This window comes from Kitasatospora sp. NPDC058115, from assembly GCF_042884635.1.
Lineage (GTDB): Bacteria > Actinomycetota > Actinomycetes > Streptomycetales > Streptomycetaceae > Kitasatospora.
This window is the reverse complement of sequence record NZ_JBHVTL010000001.1, coordinates 466,298-484,891: the sequence shown is the minus strand read 5'-3', so window position 1 is coordinate 484,891 and position 18,594 is coordinate 466,298. Positions and strand designations below refer to the sequence as shown.

At 73.3% G+C, this 18,594-nt stretch carries 21 protein-coding genes; 12 read left to right on the top strand and 9 right to left on the bottom strand.

The genetic code is table 11. The annotated features are described in order from the left end of the window. Positions 1-88: 88 nt before the first annotated feature. The 4 genes from ACFVVL_RS01885 to ACFVVL_RS01870 form a co-directional block, all read right to left on the bottom strand. A complete protein-coding gene (locus ACFVVL_RS01885) occupies positions 89-1,474 on the bottom strand; it encodes an MFS transporter (protein ID WP_387670600.1) in 1,386 nt (461 codons plus the stop codon). A gap of 563 nt (positions 1,475-2,037) precedes the next feature. After that, positions 2,038-2,703 (bottom strand): nitroreductase, encoded by a 666-nt coding sequence (locus tag ACFVVL_RS01880; protein WP_387670598.1) that lies wholly within the window; start codon positions 2,701-2,703, stop codon positions 2,038-2,040. A 127-nt stretch (positions 2,704-2,830) separates the two neighbouring features. Beyond that, the gene (locus ACFVVL_RS01875) at positions 2,831-3,511 is read right to left on the bottom strand and encodes an NUDIX domain-containing protein (RefSeq protein WP_387670596.1); all 681 of its coding nucleotides are present in this window, start codon (positions 3,509-3,511) and stop codon (positions 2,831-2,833) included. After that, positions 3,508-3,759 carry a hypothetical protein gene (locus tag ACFVVL_RS01870; protein WP_387670594.1) on the bottom strand — a complete coding sequence of 84 codons (252 nt, stop codon included), beginning with the start codon at positions 3,757-3,759 and terminating at the stop codon, positions 3,508-3,510. Before ACFVVL_RS01870 ends, ACFVVL_RS01875 begins: the two co-directional genes overlap by 4 nt. 126 nt (positions 3,760-3,885) lie before the next feature. On the opposite strand from ACFVVL_RS01870, the gene ACFVVL_RS01865 reads away from it, so the two are divergent. The 5 genes from ACFVVL_RS01865 to ACFVVL_RS01845 all read left to right on the top strand — a co-directional run bounded on the left by ACFVVL_RS01865 (position 3,886) and on the right by ACFVVL_RS01845 (position 6,366). Then, on the top strand, positions 3,886-4,719 hold the full coding sequence (locus ACFVVL_RS01865; RefSeq protein WP_387670592.1) for a helix-turn-helix domain-containing protein: 834 nt from the start codon (positions 3,886-3,888) through the stop codon (positions 4,717-4,719). Next, a complete protein-coding gene (locus ACFVVL_RS01860; RefSeq protein ID WP_387670590.1) occupies positions 4,716-4,922 on the top strand; it encodes a DUF397 domain-containing protein in 207 nt (68 codons plus the stop codon). Before ACFVVL_RS01865 ends, ACFVVL_RS01860 begins: the two co-directional genes overlap by 4 nt. Before the next feature lie 91 nt (positions 4,923-5,013). Continuing rightward, positions 5,014-5,373, top strand: a complete 360-nt coding sequence (locus ACFVVL_RS01855) for a DUF397 domain-containing protein (RefSeq protein ID WP_380295466.1) — start codon at positions 5,014-5,016, stop codon at positions 5,371-5,373. Positions 5,374-5,487: 114 nt separating this feature from the next. Further along, complete coding sequence (locus tag ACFVVL_RS01850; protein WP_387670588.1) at positions 5,488-5,694, top strand: DUF397 domain-containing protein; 207 nt, start codon at positions 5,488-5,490, stop codon at positions 5,692-5,694. A 222-nt stretch (positions 5,695-5,916) separates the two neighbouring features. Beyond that, positions 5,917-6,366 (top strand): hypothetical protein, encoded by a 450-nt coding sequence (locus ACFVVL_RS01845; protein WP_387670586.1) that lies wholly within the window; start codon positions 5,917-5,919, stop codon positions 6,364-6,366. Positions 6,367-6,526: 160 nt separating this feature from the next. Here the strand turns inward: ACFVVL_RS01845 and ACFVVL_RS01840 are convergent, their stop codons facing one another. The 3 genes from ACFVVL_RS01840 to ACFVVL_RS01830 all read right to left on the bottom strand — a co-directional run bounded on the left by ACFVVL_RS01840 (position 6,527) and on the right by ACFVVL_RS01830 (position 8,390). Then, positions 6,527-6,904: a nuclear transport factor 2 family protein gene (locus ACFVVL_RS01840; protein WP_387670584.1), complete on the bottom strand. Its 378-nt coding sequence runs from the start codon at positions 6,902-6,904 to the stop codon at positions 6,527-6,529. 96 nt (positions 6,905-7,000) lie between these two features. Continuing rightward, positions 7,001-7,738 carry an alpha/beta hydrolase gene (locus ACFVVL_RS01835; RefSeq protein ID WP_387670582.1) on the bottom strand — a complete coding sequence of 246 codons (738 nt, stop codon included), beginning with the start codon at positions 7,736-7,738 and terminating at the stop codon, positions 7,001-7,003. A 202-nt stretch (positions 7,739-7,940) separates the two neighbouring features. Further along, entirely contained in the window at positions 7,941-8,390 is a 450-nt protein-coding gene (locus ACFVVL_RS01830) for a hypothetical protein (protein ID WP_387670580.1), read from the bottom strand. A gap of 294 nt (positions 8,391-8,684) precedes the next feature. Between ACFVVL_RS01830 and ACFVVL_RS01825 the strand changes: the two genes are divergently transcribed. Continuing rightward, a complete protein-coding gene (locus tag ACFVVL_RS01825; protein WP_387670578.1) occupies positions 8,685-8,933 on the top strand; it encodes a hypothetical protein in 249 nt (82 codons plus the stop codon). A gap of 209 nt (positions 8,934-9,142) precedes the next feature. Then, positions 9,143-9,661, top strand: a complete 519-nt coding sequence (locus tag ACFVVL_RS01820; protein ID WP_380295454.1) for a ricin-type beta-trefoil lectin domain protein — start codon at positions 9,143-9,145, stop codon at positions 9,659-9,661. Positions 9,662-9,753: 92 nt separating this feature from the next. Here the strand turns inward: ACFVVL_RS01820 and ACFVVL_RS01815 are convergent, their stop codons facing one another. Further along, the gene (locus tag ACFVVL_RS01815) at positions 9,754-11,592 is read right to left on the bottom strand and encodes a sulfatase-like hydrolase/transferase (RefSeq protein WP_387670575.1); all 1,839 of its coding nucleotides are present in this window, start codon (positions 11,590-11,592) and stop codon (positions 9,754-9,756) included. Between the two features lie 254 nt (positions 11,593-11,846). Next, entirely contained in the window at positions 11,847-14,663 is a 2,817-nt protein-coding gene (locus ACFVVL_RS01810) for an AAA family ATPase (RefSeq protein ID WP_387670573.1), read from the bottom strand. Between the two features lie 424 nt (positions 14,664-15,087). On the opposite strand from ACFVVL_RS01810, the gene ACFVVL_RS01805 reads away from it, so the two are divergent. The 5 genes from ACFVVL_RS01805 (at position 15,088) to ACFVVL_RS01785 (ending at position 18,584) form a co-directional block, all read left to right on the top strand. Then, complete coding sequence (locus tag ACFVVL_RS01805) at positions 15,088-16,050, top strand: quinone oxidoreductase family protein (protein ID WP_387670571.1); 963 nt, start codon at positions 15,088-15,090, stop codon at positions 16,048-16,050. Between the two features lie 82 nt (positions 16,051-16,132). Continuing rightward, the gene (locus tag ACFVVL_RS01800) at positions 16,133-16,738 is read left to right on the top strand and encodes a TetR/AcrR family transcriptional regulator (RefSeq protein WP_387670569.1); all 606 of its coding nucleotides are present in this window, start codon (positions 16,133-16,135) and stop codon (positions 16,736-16,738) included. Between the two features lie 137 nt (positions 16,739-16,875). Further along, positions 16,876-17,088, top strand: a complete 213-nt coding sequence (locus ACFVVL_RS01795; protein ID WP_380295444.1) for a cold-shock protein — start codon at positions 16,876-16,878, stop codon at positions 17,086-17,088. Between the two features lie 144 nt (positions 17,089-17,232). Further along, the gene (locus tag ACFVVL_RS01790; protein ID WP_387670567.1) at positions 17,233-17,850 is read left to right on the top strand and encodes an ArsR/SmtB family transcription factor; all 618 of its coding nucleotides are present in this window, start codon (positions 17,233-17,235) and stop codon (positions 17,848-17,850) included. Continuing rightward, positions 17,847-18,584 carry an SRPBCC domain-containing protein gene (locus ACFVVL_RS01785; RefSeq protein WP_380295442.1) on the top strand — a complete coding sequence of 246 codons (738 nt, stop codon included), beginning with the start codon at positions 17,847-17,849 and terminating at the stop codon, positions 18,582-18,584. Before ACFVVL_RS01790 ends, ACFVVL_RS01785 begins: the two co-directional genes overlap by 4 nt. Positions 18,585-18,594 lie beyond the last annotated feature (10 nt).

The following is an 18,594-nucleotide window of genomic DNA, read 5'->3' as shown; positions in this document are numbered from 1 at the left end:
TGCTCGCTGTTCCGCCCACCAGCTCCGCCGCCGGGGCCGCGCCCGAACGGATCGGACGCGGCCCCGGCGGCGGGGGCGGGGCGGGGCCTCAGCGCACCGGCTGCGGCGAGGGCCGGGCCGCGCGGGGCTTGCGGGCCACGGCGCCGGGGGTGCCGACGGCCGCGCCGAGCGCGGTGCCGCGGGTCTCCTCGGCCCAGAGCACGGAGACCAGCAGGCCGCACGCGGTGACACCGGCGGCGATCAGCATGGTCGGTCCGGTGCCGATCCCGGTCAGCGACAGCGGCAGCAGGTAGGTGCCGACGGCCGCGCCGATCCGGCTGACCGAGGTGGCTACGCCGACGGCGGTGGCCCGCACCTCGGTGGGGAACAGCTCGTTGGGGTAGGTCCAGTCGAGCACGTTCGGCCCGCCGCACAGGAAGGCGTAGGCGCAGAGCGCGACGACCACCACGGCGGCCGGGGCGTGCGGCCAGATGCCCAGCACGGCGAGCGGCACGATCATCAGCGCGAACGAGCGGATGATCACGGGGCGGCGGCCCCAGGTGTCGATCAGGCGCAGCGCGGGGTAGCAGCCGAGCAGGAAGACCAGGCTGATGAGTCCCGTGCCGAGGGTTTCGAGCACGGTGCCGCCCGGCATGCCGAAGGCCTCCAGGAGCTGCGGCCCGAAGGTGAGCATCGCGAACAGCGGGCCGACCTGGCAGAGGAAGAACAGTCCGCAGAAGAGCGTGCGGCGCCGGTAGGGCGGGGTCATCAGCAGCCGCAGGCCGGTCGGGGCGCCGGGAGCCGTGGGCGCGGGCATCAGCTCGCGGCCGTCGACCGTGACGCCGAGGTGGCGCTCGACCAGCCGCACGGCCTCGCCGACCCGGCCGTTGGCGGCCAGCCAGCGCGGCGACTCGGGCGAGCCCCGGCGGATCACCAGGAACACCACGCACAGCACGGCGGAGCTGCTGAGCATCCAGCGCCAGCTGCCGGGGCCGCCGATCTGCAGGAAGAGGTAGCCGGTCACGTAGGCGAGCACGGCGCCGGCGTACCAGGCGACGATCTGCTGACCGAGCAGCCGCCCGCGGTCCTTGGCGGGCAGCCACTCGGCGAGCAGGGACGTCGCGATCGGGTAGTCGGCGGCCACCGCCATGCCGAGGACGAAGCGCAGCAGGGTGATCGCCCAGACCGCGTCGACCCAGAAGGACAGCACCGAACAGACGATCATCACGAGCAGGTCGGCGGTGTACATCACCTCCCGCCCGATCTTGTCGGTCAGCACGCCGAAGAGCGCGCCGCCGACGAACATGCCGACCAGCGCGGCCGCGCCGATCAGGCTGACGTCGGCGGTGGAGAGCCCCAGTTCGGGGCGCATGCCGATGAGGGCGACGCCCACGATGCTCAGGATGTATCCGTCGAGCAGCGGTCCACCGGAACAGGCGAGCGCCAGCCTGCGGTGGAAGGCGGTATACGGGGCGTTGTCGATAGTGCGGGACATTCGTTCGGGTCCTCCGGAGCGCACCGCGTGCTGTCGCACCCGTGCGCCGCGTAGACGGTCGTCGGCGGCCCGCCGGGCAGGCGGACCGATCGCCCGGAGTCCACCGGGCGACCGTCCACAGTTGCCCGGGCCGGAGGGCGAGCCCTCGGGGGCGAAGGTCAGCGGAAAACAGGACGGAGGTCCCGAATCGGACGGGCCCTCGGCCCGTACGCCGAGGCCCTCCGCCCCGCAATACCGGGCCTCACCCGCCCCGCACCCCGCCCCACACCCCCGGATGTGACGCTCGGCACCCAGAGGTGTCGGTCGGGGGTCGGCCGGCTTGATTCGAATGGCCTGTGAACAGCGGCTGCGGGAGCACGCTCGCCTGGGGGCCCCGACCGCGCCCGCCATCCTGACCGTGCAGTCGGATTGTGACCGGCTTCTTGGGCACGTACGCCCACAACCTGAGGAAGATCGTCTACCCGGTCCCTGACGCTTCTCCGACGGTCACGCCCGCCGCTCTGCGGGCCCAGGCAGAGCGGCGGGCGCTGCGGCTCGGCGCCTGCGATCTTGCTGTCCGACGGTCACGCGTCGATGAAGCGCACCGTGTCCTTCATGTCCGCGCGCCCGGTGCGGAGTTGCGGAACGCCCTCCTGCTCGAACCCCACGGAGACGCCGCAGAACAGCACGAGGCCGTCGTCGGCTCCGACTGCCCGGTTGACCGTCTCCCGGTACACGGTCCACATCACCTGGGGGCAGCTGTGCAGCCCCTCGGCCCTCAGCAGCAGCATGACCGTCTGCAGGTACATCCCCGCGTCGGCCCACTGCCCGGGCCCCATCGTCCGGTCGAGGTAGCAGAACAGGACGGCCGGCGCTCCGAACGCCTCCGCGTTCAGGGTGGCGATCTTCCGGGGCCGGTCCGGATCGGCGCGCTCGATTCCCAGCGACGCGTACCGCTGGGCGGCGGCCGCGGCAAAGCGGTCCAGATACGGCGAGGCCAGTGCGTCCGGGTACATCGGGTACTCGCGCGCGTCGCCGGGGTCCCCCGCCCGTGCCCTGGCGGTCGCGGTCCGTTTGAGTTCCGCCAAGGGCTCACCGGTCACGACGTACAGGTGCCACGGCTGGAGGTTCCCGCTGGACGGGGCCCGCGTCGCTGCGGTCAGCACTCGTTCGAGTACCTGCCTGGGCACGGGCTCGGGGCTGAACGCCCTTACGGCCCGGCGACTTTCCACGGCCTCGTACACATCCACGTCTTCGCGTCCTCTCGTTCGACCGGGCGCCTCCACCGTATTCAGCCATGAGTGGTGACGGCGGTCCCGGGGCCCGGAACCAGGTGGTTCCGGGCCCCGGGGTCGTGTTCGTGGTGGGGGTCTCGGGTTATTCGGCGGGGGTGCCGCGGAGGAGGAAGGGGAGGTGGATGCCGCGGGTGAGGGCGGTGAGGGCGTGGAGGGTGCGGCGGTGCTGGTCGGGGGGCATGGCGTCGGCGAGTTGGTGGGGGTGGAGCCAGTGGACGGCGGTGATGGTGGCGGGGGGTCGGTGGCGGGCGACGGTGGTTTCCTGCGCGCTGGTCAACGTTCCGCCCCAGTAGACGAAGTTGATGCCTTCGGGGAGGGTGCGGGCGTCGACGTAGTCGGTGGCGAGGATGTGGCGCAGGGGGAGGACGAGGCCGGTTTCGGTTTCGGTGTGGCGGCGGGCGGCGAGGTGGGGGAGTTCGTTGGCTTCGGCGCTGCCGCCGGGGAGGGTGAGGCCGTTGCGGTAGGCGGTGGCGACGAGGAGGACGGCGCCGTCGCGGTTGAGGACGAGGGCCTGGTGGCCGAGGCGTCGGCGGGGTGGCCGGGTGAGGATGGTGGGGAGGTGGTGCGGCATGGGGGGGTGCTCCTGTTCGTGCGAGAGCCAGGTGAAGCAGGCGGGCAGTCCGGCGCAGATGCCGGTGGTGAGGATCAGCCCGGATATCAGCAGCTGCGGTGGGAGGGGCCCGTCGTGGATGGGCCAGCAGGCGACGGTGGCGGCGAGGGCACTGAGGGCGGGGACGCCGAGGGCGGTGGCGAGCAGTTTCACGCCACGTCGGCGGTGCGGGGCCGGCTGGGGTGCTGGACGCTGATGAAGCGCGGCGAGGCGAGGGCCTGGACGAACTCGGGTTTGGTGGTCCACTCGCAGCCTCCGGATTCGGGGCGCAGGTAGACGAGTCCGGCGAGGGTGTCCATGTAGACGGCCTCGACGGGATTGCCGGAGAAGTCCCGGTGTCCGAGGTCCCGGACGACTTCCCCGACGGTGGGGGCGTAAATGGGCATGCGGGGGCTGGGCATGGGGGCTCCATTGATTGCGCAGGGTCCCGGATCTCTCACGGGGTGTAGCCATAGTGGCCCGTTCCGGTTTACGATGGCCAGGGTCTGAACGTTGACCAATTGGGCGCGTGAAAGGTGCCAGCGTTCATGGACGAGCTCGTTGTTGACGCGATGTCATCTCCGGCTGTTCGTTTCGGTCAGGAACTTGCCAGGCTGCGGCGGGCGCGAGGGTGGTCGCAGGTCGGGCTGGCGAAGCGCATGGGGTACTCCAACACCCTGGTCTCGTACGTCGAACGAGCGAAGCGTCCTCCAACAATGAACTTCGCTGTTAAAGCCGACCAAGTGTTTGAGACCGGCGGCACGTTCTACGAACTCTGGCGCCGACACACGAAAGCCAGCCTCCTGGAGGGCTTCCCGGAGTTCGCCGATGCCGAGGCCCGTTGCCGTCGGCTGCGGACGTTGGAGTTGATCGTCATGCCCGGCTTGTTCCAGACGCCGAGCTACGCGAGAGCCCTTGCTCAAGCGGCGGCTCACCGTGGGGCGATCTCGCAGAGCGAGGCTGAGGATCGAGTCGACTTTCTGAGCTACCGCCAGCAGCGTGTCCTAGAGAGGCAGTCTCCGCCGGTAGTCCATGCCGTACTTGATGAGAGCTGCCTTCTCCGGCCTGTCGGGCGGGCGGCGGTGATGCGGGAACAGCTTGCGCACCTTGAAGTGCTGGCCGAGCGGCCGAACATCACCATTCAGGTAGCGCCCTTCAGTCTTGGTGAGAACCTGCCGTTCACCATGCCGGTGGTTCTGCTGGACATGCCGGATCGCTCGGTTGTCGGCTATGCGGAGTCCCAGGCCCAGGGCTACCTTGAACGCGTGCGTGAAACCGTCACGCGTTGGGAGAGGGAGTACGATCAGCTAGTGGTGGAAGCGCTGCCAAAGGCGGCATCCCTCGCACTGATCTGCAAGGCTCGGAAGGAGCTAGCCCCATGAACCTTCACGTCTCTGACGCTTCCTGGTTCAAGTCGTCGTACAGCAACAACGGCGGCAACTGTGTCGAGGTCTCGGCGAGCTTCCCAGGTGCGGTTCCCGTCCGCGACTCGAAGGACCCCTTCGGTCCCGCCCTCGTCTTTCCGGCATCCGCCTGGCGCGCTTTCGTCGCCGGCGTCCAGGCGGGCGAGTTCGGGACAGTCTGACGTGTGATCACCTCGGGGGCCCCTGTCGATTCGGCGGGGGCCCCGTTGCCGTCTGGCACCGGCCTCCCGCTGGGGGCTGCTCACCGCTGCCGTGGAGATCGACGGCGGTCGCGGCGAAGCTGTACGACGAAGGCGTGAAATCGTCTCGGCCCGGGCGGGAAAGTACGGTCATCTGGTGGTGGGAGCCCTGTTCAAGGCGGCACCTGTGGCACTGATCCGCGAGGGTCGAAGGGAGCTCACTCCGATGAACCCTGAGTTGTCGAAGGCATCCTGGTACAAGTCGTCGTACAGCGGTAACGGCGGAAACTGTGTCGAGATCGCGCCCGAGTTCCCTGGTTTTGTGCCTGTCCGTGACTCGAAGGACCCCTCCGGTCCCGCTCTCGTCTTCCCGGCCTCTGCCTGGCGTGCGTTCGTTGCCGGCGTTCAGGCGGGCGAGTTCGGGACCGTCTGACGTGCCCGCGTTCACCGCCCCGCGCTGCTGCCCTGGCAGCCCGGTATCACCTCAGATCGCAGATCGGTGCCCGCTGCCTGGCACTGATCCACAAGGCTCGAAGGGAGCTCACCCATGAACTCTGATCTGTCGAAGGCGTCCTGGTTCAAGTCGTCGTACTCCAACAATGGCGGCGAGTGCGTGGAGGTTTCGGCGAGCTTCCCGGGCGCCGTTCCTGTCCGTGACTCGAAGGATCCCTCCGGTCCGGCCCTCGTCTTCCCGGTCTCCGCCTGGCGTGCGTTCGTTGCCGGCGTCCAGGCGGGCGAGTTCGGCGCCGTCTGACGTTCTCTCACCTCGTGGGGCCCCGGCCCCCCGCTGGGGGCCGGGCCCGGACCTCGTGAAGTCGGCCCCGCGTCCCAACTCCCACGGGTGTCCGGATTTCGCCGGAGAGCGCCCGCACAAATACCTCTCCTGGGGTACGGGGCGGTGAAGATCCTCTGCCAGACTCCCAACCTCCCCGGCGGAGATTCCCCCGGGGCGTAACGGACAGGTGGGACCTCGCAGATGAAGGTACGTCTGATCGCGATCCTCTTCGCCGTCGTCGGCGGAATGTTCGGCCTTGCCGGGCCCGCGCAGGCCACGGCCACCAACTACGTGGACATCGAGGTGGGAGCCGCCCCGGGCTACTACGACGGAGTCAGCGGCTGCACCGCGACGTTCTCCTACGGGGCCCCCTCCCGCGTGCTCCTGTGCGGGAGCCAGACCACGATCGTGACCTGGGCGGACGGCCGCAAGGAGGTCACCGGGCTGGGCACCGACCACGCCGTCTGGACCTCGGCGCAGACCGCGCCCGGGGGATCCTGGGCCTCCTGGACGAGCCTGGGTGGCAGCGGCCTCGACCTGAAGTACGGCGTGGCGTGGCCCAATCCGTCCAGCGTCGGCGCGTGGAGCGGCGACTACCAGTTCTGGTGCCGCACCATGAGCGACGGCTGGGGCCCCTGGCACCTCTGCTGACCGGGGGTCTTCGGGCAGCAGGCCCCCATCACGGGGCGGTTCCGGAATCCTCCGGCACCGCCCCGTTCGTATCGCGCCACCTCGGCTGCCGGGCGGAGAACCGGCCCCGGCTGCGAGGTTCGAGGTGCGGGACGCGTGTCCGTGGCACCCGAAGGGCGACTCAGGGCGCGGACGGCTCGATCTCCCCCGCGAAGACGATGACCTGGTCGATGAGGTTCCGCCGCAGGTGGACGACGTCTGTTCCCGCCAGCTGCGGGCCTCCGTCCGGCGTGGTGAAGACCCACCGGTACCGGGCCCACTCGTCCGGCATGTCCACCTCCGAGCAGCGCGCCATCGTGCCGGTCCCCGCCGGGTGGTGGCGGATGTCCAGCACGAACCGCTCGACCGCCGCGATTCCCTCGCTGCGACCCAACGGCCCCCAGAAGATCACGTCCGAGGTCAGGGCCTGGGAGAGCAGGGCAGTCACATAGCCGTCGTCCGAGGCGTTGAACGCGGAGATGAAGGTGTCGATCGCGGAGCGTGCCGTCTCTTCCTGCATACCCCAGTCATACCAGCCGTTGCGCGCCGACGGTGCCCCCGCCGAATCGGCAGGGGCACCGCGTCTACCGTCCCGCGCCGCCCCGGCGGCCCGGCATCACTTCAGGTGCCGGGCGAAGAACCGGGCACCCGCGTCGAGTTCGAAGTGCGGGACGCCGGCGTGCCCGCCCATGTTGGCGTGCAGCGTCTTCTCCTCGGACCCGAGGGCGTCGAACAGGTCCAGGGATGCCTGCCGGTCGTTCCCCTCGTCGTCCCACTGCAGCAGGACCTGCAGCGGGACGGTGACCCGGCGGGCCTCCTCGGCGATCGCGCCGGGCACGAAGGTCCCGGCGAACAGATTGGCGGCCGCGATGCGCGGCTCGACCGCCGCCAGCCGGACGCCGATGGAGATCACGCCCCCCTCGTACCCCACCGGGCCGCCGATCTCCGGCAGCGCGAGCAGGGCGTCCAGGGTGGCCCGCCATTCCGGGACGGCCCGGTCGACGAGCGGGAGGATGAGCGCGTCGACGATCTCGGCGGTGACCGGCTCGCCCGCCGCCATCACCCGGCGCAGGTCGGCCCGCGCCTGCTCGGCGGCGTCCCACCGGGGCCGCTCGCCGCTGCCGGGGAGTTCGACGGTGGCCGCGGCGAAGCCGTATTCCGTCGCGTAGTACCGGGCCCGCGCCGCCACCCGGGCGTACACCGTGCGCAGCCCGAGCGGAGGAAGGCCGATCAGGATCAGCGGGGTCGGAGCGGAGGCGGATCGGGGGGTCCACAGGATGCCGGGGATCTCGCCGAGGGTGAATTCGCGTTCGAGGACGCCGTCGTCGAGACGGTTCTCGGAGGTGAAGTGCACGATGGTGCCTTTCGGGAGTGCTCTGGAACGGCGCTCCCGGGCGACCTATCGCCCGACCGTGACCCCGGAGGGGAGCACCCATGTCGATACTGCGTTCACGGGTACCACCTCCTCGTTCTCTCACACGGCCTCCGGCAAGTTAGCAGTGATCGCCGTGGTCCGCCAAACGATTTTCCTGCGCAGGCGCCGGATCCCCCGCGGCTCAGCAGGTGACCGGGGCCGTGACGGTGGCGGTCAACGGCGGCCAGCCCGGTGTGGTGACGCGGAAGACGGCCGTCACGCCGGAGCCGCACGGGACGTTGCTCGCGACGGGGCCGACGGTGAGTCCGCCGGCGGGCACGGTGGCGGTGACGTCCTCGCGTTCCAGGACGAAGCCGTCGGCGGCGCGGGTTTCGAGGTTGTAGGAGACGGGGCGCGGGACTCCGCCGGAGGTGGCCGAGTACCCGGTGGCGGAGGCGAGGCTGCCGTTGACCGTGAGACAGACCTGGTTCCGGACGAGCCCCAGCGGGCCCCAGGCGCAGGTGGTCGTGGTCGTGGTCGTGGTCGTGCCCGTGGTCGTGCCCGTGGTCCGTGCGGCGGCCTGGCCGGCGCCCGCGAGGCCGAGCCCGGCCACCACGGCACCGGCGACCAGCAGGGCGACATGACGCTTCATCAGAACTTCTCTCCTTCGAGGATCGACAGCCGGGAGCAGAGTGAAGCCATGTGACATGTCACGCTTCACCCTGCCGGAATGCTTCCACGGCCCTGCCTCCGTCACGCGCGAACGGCCCCGAAATCCCGCTACGAGTACCGGATGTGACCTCCGGGTGGCTCGAATCCGCGCTCGCGCGGTCGCCCGCCGTAGACTGCGGGTCCGCGAACCGGACAGGGTGAGGGCCGAATGGACTACTGCCGCCACGAGTTGAGCAACTGCGCGGAGTGCGCGCCGCGTGTGCCGTCGCGGGGTGTGCCCGGTGCGGAGTGGGGCGGTTGGCCGCCGTCCGCGATCATCGTGCACGAGAGCGGGAAGGCCCATCTGCCCGGCTGCACGCACATCGTCCCGGCGGACGTGGAACCGCCCGTCTACGGCTGGGTGCTCGACCCCGTGCCGGGCGCGTGGCGCCGGCTCTCGGAGTCCAGCCCGCTGCGGGCCACCGGCGGCAACACCGGGCGCGTCGCGGTGAGCCGCTGCCGGACCTGCGACGCCACCCAGTAGGGCCCGCCGGGCACGGGCGGCGGGACTCGTACCCCCGGCACGGGGCCGGGGAGGCCCTGCTCGGGCACCCCGTCCGGACGGCAGGGCCCGGGCCTGTGTACAGGCTGTTGACGCCCGCGTCCACCGGGTGTGCACGGGGCTGCGGAACAGTCCTTCTCGTGAGCCGGGGGCACCTCGGCGCGAAGGTTCGAGAGAGGACGGTACGACCGATGATCAAGCTCGTGCGCAAGGGGCACGTGGTGGGCGCGCTGGCGGCGGCCGCGATCGCCGTCGCGGTCCTGCCGGGGACGGCGAACGCCGCGAACACGGCCGGCACGATCAGCGTGTTCAGCAACAGCAAGTGCATGGACGTCCGCGGCGGCGACAGCGGCAACGGCACCCCGGTGCAGATCTACACCTGCAACGGCACGGCCTCCCAGTGGTGGACGGGCACCGACAAGCCGGACGGGACGGGCATCACCCTTTCCGCCCTCGGCAAGTGTCTGGACGTCGCGTCGAGCGGCACCACCGACGGCACCCCGGTCCAGCTGTGGGACTGCAACGGCTCCGACGCCCAGCGGTGGGTCCGCTACCAGGGCGACGTCCTGGTCAACCCGCAGTCCGGCAAGTGCCTGGACGTCCCCGGCGGCGTCGTGCAGGACGGCAACCAGCTGCAGATCTACACCTGCAACTGGACGGCCTCCCAGCAGTGGTACTTCAGCCCGCCGCGCATTCCGCACGCCGGCTGACCCGGCCCGCCGGCCGCCGTGCGGCCGGCCGGGCACCGAGGACCGTCCGGCTCGCGCCCACGACCCCCGGGGGCGCGAGCCGGACGTACGGCCTACGCCGGCCTGCCCGGGGCGCGTCCGGCCGCGGCGGCGCGGGCCAGCATGCCTTCGAGGTCGAGGACCGTGCTGTGGGGCGTGTACCGGCCGTCGATGCGCAGGAGCAGGTAGCGGGCGGCGTTGCCGAGGTACTCCAGGGGCTCCCCGGCCGCCGCGGCCACCACGGCGCGGTGCGGTGCCGCCGCCGTCGGGCCGAGCGCGGTGAGGGCGTTGAGGGCTTCGAGCCGCACGCCCTCGGGGTACTCGGGCGCGGCGAGGTCGGCCAGCAGGGCGGCGGCCGCGACGTCACCGGTGTGCTTGCCGACCGCCTCGGCGGCGGCGACGCGCACGTGCGGTCCGGGGTCGTCGGCGGCCGCCGCGCGCAGGGCCGTGACGGCCTCCGCCGTCGGGGTGCCGACGGGCAGGGCGAGCAGGCCGACGGCGCCCCAGCGGCGCACGGTGGCGTCCGGGTCGGCGAGCGCGGTGGTGAACCGGGGGATCAGGGCGGGGTCGCGGCGGCCCACCGCGTCGGCGACGTCGAGGATCCGGGCGAGGGGGTAGGCGCCGGCGGCGCGCGAGGCGTCGTACCCCTCGGTGGGGGAGCCCTCGGGCAGGAAGCCGTTGTCGTGGACGGCGAGGACGTGCGCGCGCAGCGCGTCGTCGAGCCGCTTCTCGGCCTCGGCGTGGGCGGGGTGGCCGGCGAGGTTGTGGATCTGGTCCGGGTCGGCGACGCAGTCGTAGAGTTCCACGCCCGGCTTCTCGCGCCAGAAGGCGGACTGCGCGTCGTCCAGGCGCCCGGCGAGGTGCTCGGTCTCCCAGGACCGGTAGCCGGCCGCCAGCCAGGCGAAGGCCTGGTGCGTTCCGTAGGGCCGGTGCGGGGCGTAGTTGCGGATGTAGCGGTAGCGGGCGTCGCGGACGGTGCGGATCATGTCCGGACGCTCGTCCATCCGGTTGCGCATGGAGAAGGCGAGCTCGCCGGCGGTGTCGAAGCGGGTGCGGGCGAGGCTCTCGCCCCGCATGTGCGCGGGCGCCGTGCCCCCGGCGAGGTCGACGAGGGTGGGCGGGATGCGCAGCGTGGAGACGGCCGCCCCGACGCGGGTGCCCGGGGCCGGGAAGCGGTGCGCGTGACGTTCGGGGGCGGCGACGATCAGCGGGACGTGCAGGCCCTCGTCGTAGCACCAGCGCTTGGAGCGGGGGTTGACCCCGCCGTGGTCGGAGGTGTGGATGACGACGGTGTTGTCGAGCTCGCCGTCCTCCTCCAGTTCGGCGAGCAGCCGGCCGACGAACGCGTCCATGGCGGCGATGTGGCGGTAGTAGTGCGCGAAGTCGCCGCGGATCTCCGGGGTGTCGGGCAGGTACGCGGGCAGCCGGACCTCGGCCGGGTCGACGGTGAACTCGGCCCGTCCGAACACCGAACTCTCGTGCGTCGGGTCGTAGTTGAACACCGCGAGGAACGGGGAGCCGGCGGGCCGGTTGCGCCAGTGCGCGGTGCCGGACGACTCGTCCCAGAGCGCCTGCGGGTCGGTGTCGCTGTTGTAGTCGGTCTTGGCGTTGTTGGTGCAGTAGTAGCCGAGCTCGCGCAGCAGCTCCGGGTAGGTGCTCATCCACTCCGGGAGGCGGGCTCGGGCGCGCATGTGGTGGGCGGGGCCGTGGCTCTCCGGGGCGACGCCGGTCAGCAGGGCGAACCGGGAGGGCGCGCAGACCGGCGCGGGGCTGTGGGCGTTGGTGAACAGCGTGCCCCGCTCGGCGAGGGCGTCGAGGTGGGGGGTGGTGGCGAGCGGGTCGCCGTAGCAGCCGAAGCGGGGCGGGCAGTCCTCGCTGACGGTCCACAGGATGTTGGGCCGGGACGAGCTCATGGGGGGGCCTTTCGGTGGAGCGGTGCCGGAACTGAACCACGGCCCCTCACGCGTCCTCAAGGCCAGGCACGGGCCCTCGGCATCCTTTCGCCCGATGTTTGCACTTCTGCCATGTGGCAGTACTGCCACATTCTCCGGGGGGTCCGTTTCGCCGGAGCGAACGGTCCGCCGACCGCCTCTCGACGCCGACCGTCGCCCGACGCCGACCGTCGCCCGACGCCGACCGCCGCCCGACGCCGCCCGCCGGGCCGGGCTCAGGGCGCGCCGGGGTCCTCGGGGAGGGCATCGAGGGCGTTGAGGGCGTCGCGCAGCATCGCGCGCGAGCCGATGCCGAGCTTCGGGTAGATCTGGTACAGGTGGGCGCCGACCGTGCGGTGGGAGATGAAGAGGCGTTCCGCGATCTGCTTGTTCGTCAGGCCGGACGCGGCCAGGTCGGCGATCTCCCGCTCCTGGGCGCTCAGGCCGGAACCGTGCGCGGCGCCGGGCCCGCGCCGGCCCCAGCCCGTCGCCCGCAGCTCCAGGCGCGCCCGCTCCGCCCACGGCCGGGCGCCCAGCTCCTCGAAGGCCGCCAGCGCGGCGCGCAGCGGCGTGCGGGACCCGGCGGCCGCCCGGGCCCGGCGCAGCCGCTCGCCGTACGCGAGCTGGACGCGGGCGTGGTCGAAGCGCCACCGGGCGCCACCGGGGGTGCCGAGCGCGAGGGCGAACAGCCGCAGCGCCTCCTCGTCGTCCTCGGCGCACAGCGCGGCCGACGCCTCCGTCAGCATGGCGTGGCGGGAGGAGACGGCGGCGAGGCCGGCCTCGCGCATCGCCCGCACGTGCGCGGCGGCCTCCGCGCGCCGGTTGCCGCGCACCCCGGCCTCGACGAGGTTGGCCGCCACCCACAGCGCGTGCGGCGCGTGCGAGGCGAGGGTGCCGGCGGGGCTGACCGCCTCGGCGTGGCGATGGGCGAGCGCGAAGTCCCCGAGGCCCAGTGCCGCCACGGCCGCGGCCTGGTGGGCGTAGTGCGCGGCGCACGGCGCGCCGTGCCGCGTCGCCCACTCGATGATGACGGCGGCCGTCGCCAGGCTCTCCGCCGCGTGCCCGCGCGAGCCGAGGACGATGGACCTGATGTACAGGAAGTACCAGGCGAACGCGCTGTAGTCGTGGTCCTCGCACGCCCGGAGGCCCTCGTCGGCGAGCTCCACCGCCTCGTCCCAGCGCCCGGTCAGGTAGTCGTCCAGGCAGAGGTGGATGAGCGAGGAGATGTACCGCCGGGCCGGGCCGCCGTCGCGCCCCGCCCGCACCACCTGCCACGCCGCGTCGCGGACCTCGCCGAGCCGGTCGAGGTAGAGCGCGCCCGTGCCGACCCGGGTGATCAGCACCGGGTCGGGCTCGCCCGCCAGTTCCGCGACGAGGACGTCGAGCCGTCCGTGCGCCGCCGCCCCGGTGCGCGCCGGGTCGGAGAACGTCTGCCCCAGCACGGCCAGGATGGCCGGAGGCTGCGGGGCGAGGCGTTCCACCGCCCGGTGGTAGTCGCGCCACAGGTCGGGCCGGGCACCGAAGAAGCAGACCACGGCCAGGACGTGCAGCGCGTCGACCAGCGCCCGGTCGTCGGCCCGGTACCCGTGGGATCCGGCCGCGGACGCGATGGCGTCGGTCAGCAGCCGGTGGGCGCCGGCGACATCCCCCTCGCCGTTCAGCATGAGCATCGCCGACGCGGTGGCGGAGTGCAGCGACGCCTCGGGGGCGGCCCGGCGCGCGTCGTCCAGCAGCCGGCGGGCGCTGGACAGGGCGCCGGTGGACTCCGCCCCCAGGTAGGCGGCTTCGGAGAGGCGGCGGCTGCGGTCGGGGCCCTCGGGGGAGAGGGCCGCCGAGCGGATCAGCGTGCGCATCGCCCCGGCGGCGTCCCCGCGGCGCAGGGCCAGGCCGGCGGCGTGCTCCAGCAGTGCGGCGACCTCCTCGTCGGGCTCCAGGGTCGCCTCGCCCAGGTGCCAGGCGCGGCGTTCGGGCTGGTCGGCGAGCACCTGGGCGAGCGCGGCGTGCGCGGCGCGCCGTTCGCCGCTCAGCGCCTGCCCCACCACGGCGGAGCGGATCAGCGGGTGGCGGAACCTCAGCCGCTGCGCCCCCTCCTCGATGTGCACCAGGCGCTCGCGCTCCACCGCCGCGAGGTCGTCCAGCGCGCCCCGGCCGTCCCCGCCGCCGTTTTCGTCCCCGCCCCCGACCCGGCGCGCGGCGGCCTGCAGCACCCCCAGGTCGCCGGTGCCTTCGAGGGCCGCCAGCAGGAGCAGCCGCCGGGAGGCGGCGGGCAGGACGGTGACCCGCGCCCCGAACAGCGTCTCCAGCCGGCTGGTGAGCGGCAGCACGGCGGGGGAGTCCGCGGCGGCGGGCCGCAGGGCGGCCGGCAGCTCCAGGAGCGCCAGCGGATTGCCGCCGGCCTCGGCCAGCAGCCGGCGGCGCGCGCCCCGGGAGAGCCCGGGGAACCTGCTGCCCAGCAGCCGGGCCGCCGACTCGTCGTCGAGCGGCGGGAGGTCGTAGCCGGGGAGGGAGTCGGCGCCCTGCGGTCGCGGCTCGCCGGTGCGCGCCGCCGCGACGAAGCTGACGCCCAGACCGGCCACCCGCCGGGCGACGAAGCCGAGCACCGCCGTGCTGGACCGGTCCACCCACGGGAGGTCGTCGACGACCACCAGCAGCGGCTTCCCGTCGGCCACCGTCTGGAGCAGCCGCAGCACGGCGTTGGAGACCAGCAGCTGTTCCGGCGGCCGCCCGATGTCGAAGCCGAGCGCCACCCGCAGAGCGTCCCGCAGCGTGCCGTCGAGGTGTTCCAGGGCGCCCAGGAACGGGAAGAGGATCTGGTTGAGGCCGGAGTAGCCGCAGTCGGCCTCGAACTCCACGCCCGCCGCCCTGAGCACCTGGACGCCGTCCGCCCGCGCCGACCGGGCCAGCGCGTCCAGGACGGCGCTCTTGCCGACGCCCGCCTCCCCGGCGAGCAGCAGCGCACCGCCGTCGTCGCCGATCCGCAGCCGGTCGCGGATCGCCCGCAGGTCACCGTCCCGGCCGATCAGCGGCTCCGCGGTGCCGGGCGCACCGGACACGCCCCTGTCCTCCACAGCCGTCCCCTCCCCGAGGCCCGCCCCCGTCACGGCTGCTCCCGAGCCGCCCCTCACCCTGCCGGGACATGCCTCCGCGCGGCCGTGAACGCCCTGGCCACGACCAGTATGCCGGATGCGCATGGTGAACAGGATCTTGATCCGTGGGGCGCCGGCCACGCGGTCGCGGCGGCCCCCGGAGCGCACCCGGCACCCTCGTGCCCGGCGTGGCGCCCCTGCCCGGGAGCCGCCCGCCCGATGCTCCTCCGGGACACCGTACGCGATCGGGCGCGCCGCCCAACTGCCCTGTCCGACCTGCGGTTTGGACTTGCCGGTCCATTTTCCGCGGCCTACCGTGCTGACCGTTTCCGCACCGCAGGGACCGCGCCGGAAGGCCGGTTCGGACGAGCCCGCACAGAGAGGCGACACCATGCACGCGATCCGCATCGAGGAACACGGCGGCCCCGGGGTCATGCGCTGGACCGAGCTGCCCGACCCCGTCCCCGGCCCCGGTGAGGCGCTGGTGCGCCTGACCGCCGCCGGCGTCAACTACATGGACATCGGCGCCCGCGCCCAGGGCGGCCCCGGCTGGACGGCCCCGGCGATCCTCGGCGCCGAGGGGGCGGGCCGCGTCACCGCCCTCGGCGAGGGCGTCGCCGGCCTGGCCGTCGGCGACCGGGTGGCCTGGTTCTACCACCCGGGCAGCTACGCCGAACTGCTCGCCGTCCCGGCCGCCTCGCTGGTGAAGCTGCCCGACGGCATCGACGACGAGAGCGCCGCCGCCGTGATGATGCAGGGCCTCACCGCGAGCCATCTGGCCACCGAGACCTACCCGGTCGGCCCGGGCGACACCGCCGTGGTGCACGCGGCGGCGGGCGGCGTCGGGCGGCTGCTCACCCAGCTGGTCAAGGCCCGCGGCGGCCGGGTCGTCGCCCTGGTCTCGCGCGAGGACAAGGCCCCGGTCGCGAAGGCGGCCGGCGCCGACCACGTCCTCGTCCACAGCGGCGGCGGCTTCGAGGACCGCATCAGGGAACTGACCGGCGGCCGGGGTGCGGACGTCGTCTACGACGGCGGTGGCGCCGAGACCTTCCACTCCTCCCAGGCGGCGCTGCGCCCGCACGGGGTGCACGCCTACTACGGCCCCTTCATGGGCGTGCCCACCCTGCGCCCCACCGACCTGCCCGACAGCATCCTGCTGACCTACCCGGTGGTCCACCACCACGTCGCCACCCGCGAGGCCCTGGAGCGGCGCACCGGCGAGCTGTTCGACCTCGTCCTCGACGGCCGGCTCACCCCGTCCGTCACCGGCCGCTACCCGCTCGCGCAGGCCGCCCGCGCCCACGCCGACCTCGCATCGCGCCGCACCACCGGCAAGCTCCTGCTGCTGCCCTGAGCGGCCGGACGGCGGCCGGACGGTTGAATGGCCGGACGGTTGAATGGGGAGCGCCACCACGACCACCACCGGGGGAGGACCCGTGCCGCTCACCCGCAAGGGCGCCGCGACCAGGCAGCGCATCGTCGAGGGAGCCGCCGAGCAGATCCGCGACCAGGGCGTGTTCGCGGTGCGGCTGGAGGACGTGATGGCCCGCACCGGGACCAGCAAGAGCCAGCTCTTCCACTACTTCCCCGGCGGGAAGGACGAACTGCTGCTCGCCGTCGCCCGCCACGAGGCGGCCCGGGTGATCGCCGACCAGCAGCCCGAGCTCGGCTCCCTCACCTCCTGGGCCGCCTGGGAGCGTTGGCGCGACAAGGTCGTCGCCCGCTACCGCGCCCAGGGCGGCGACTGCCCGCTGCATGCCTCCCTCGCCCGGCTCGGCGACGCCACCGGCGCCACCCGGGCCGTCGCGGGCGAACTCATCGCCGGGTGGCAGCGGTTGATCGCCGACGGCATCCGCCGGATGCAGGACGACGGCGGGATCGACCCGGCGCTCGACGCCGACCGGGAGGCCGCCGCCCTGCTGGCCGGCGTCCAGGGCGGGGTGCTGATCCTGATGACCACCGGCGGCTGCGCCCATCTGGAGGCCGCGCTCGACACGGGCATCGCGCGCCTGCGCGGCTCGGCCCCCGCCGGCGGCGGCTGACGCCCCGGAGCGGCTCGTCGTGCGGGGCGGCTCGTCGTGCGGGGCGGACCGACGGGCGCCGCTACGCTGCGTGCGGGTGCGGTCCCGCTGCGTGAGAGACTGGCGCGGTCAGCGTGACCCCCGTGCAAGGAGAAGACATGGCCGAGCGCCAGACCGGCACCGTGAAGTGGTTCAACGACGAGAAGGGCTACGGCTTCATCACCCCGGAGTCCGGCCCCGACCTGTTCGTGCACTTCCGGGCGATCGAAGGGAACGGCTTCAAGTCCCTCGTCGAGGGCCAGAAGGTGTCCTTCGAGGCGGTCCAGGGCCAGAAGGGGATGCAGGCCGACAGGGTCCGCCTGGAAGCCTGACGGAAGCGGTCGGCGGCCGGGGTCCACGCGCGTGCGCGGGCCCCGGCCGTCGCGCGTCCGCGCCGGGACCTCGCCGCCGCGGGCGGGGCCACCGACAAGTATTTTGTCCTTGACAAATTTTTTTGTCGGCGCCACTCTGGAGACGTGCTGGACGTCGCCGTGATCGAAGAACCCGCCGCCGCCGAGGCCTCCCTGGACCCCATCCGGTCCCGGATCCTCGCCGCCCTGGCCGAGCCCGGCTCGGCGGCCATGCTGGCCGCCCGGCTGGGCCTGCCCCGCCAGAAGGTCAACTACCACCTGAAGGAGCTGGAGCGGCACGGACTCGTCGAACTCGCCGAGGAACGGCGCAAGGGCAATGTCACCGAACGGGTGTACAGCGCCACCGCCGCCTCCTACGTGATCTCGCCGGCCGTCCTGGCCGCCGTGAGCCCGGACCCGTCCCGCTCGCCCGACCAGCTCTCCGCCCGCTGGCTGCTGGCGCTCGGCTCCCGGCTGGTGCAGGAGGTGGGCACCCTGCTCACCGGCGCCGCCCGGGCCCGGCGGCGGGTCGCCACCTTCGGCATCGACGCCCAGGTGCGGTTCGCCTCCGCGGCCGACCGCACCGCCTTCGCCGACGAACTCGCCCAGGCGGTGGCCGTGCTGGTCAGCCGCTACCACGACGAGTCCGCCCCCGGCGGCCGCACCCACCGGGTGGTCGCCGGGCTCCACCAGATCCCCGCCACGGACACCGGCGCCGAGCCGGGACAGGAGCACGCACGATGACCCACCCGTTCGAGATCGAGCTGGAGACCGCCCTGCCGGCGAGCCCGGACGAGGTCTGGGAGGCGATCGCCACCGGACCGGGCCTGGACTCCTGGTTCATGGGCCGCAACGAGCTGGACCCGCGCGAGGGCGGCACCGCCGTCATGGAGATCGGCGGCCACCGTGAGGCCGCGGTGATCACCGCCTACGAGCCCGGCAGGCGCCTGGCCACCCGCACCGCCACCGCCGAGAACGGCCGCTTCATGGCCTTCGAGTACCTCGTCGAGGGCCGCGAGGGCGCCGCCACCGTGCTCCGCGTCGTCCACAGCGGCCTGCTCGGCGACGACTGGGAGGACGAGTACGACGCGCTGCGCCGCGGCTGGCCGTTCCACCTGCACACCCTGCGCGAGTACCTGGCGCACTTCCCGGGCCGCACCGGGGCCCCGGTCTTCGCCGTCGGCCCGGTGCCCGGCCGCCCGGCCGAGGAACTGCGCGCGGCGCTGGCCGGCGCGCTCGCCCTGCCGTCCCCGCCCGCCGTCGGCGCCCGGCTGCGTGCCGAGCCGGCCGGGCTGCCGGCCCTGGACGGCGAGGTGGTCTGGGCGGACGCGGAGCGCTTCTCCGTCCGCACCGCCGACGGCCTCTACACCTTCCACCACGGCGCCGGCCTGGTCCTGATGTTCCACCACCTCTTCGGCCCCCGGCCGGAGGGCATCGAGGCCGCCTGGCAGCAGTGGCTGGCCGGCGTCCTCGCCTGACCCGCGCATC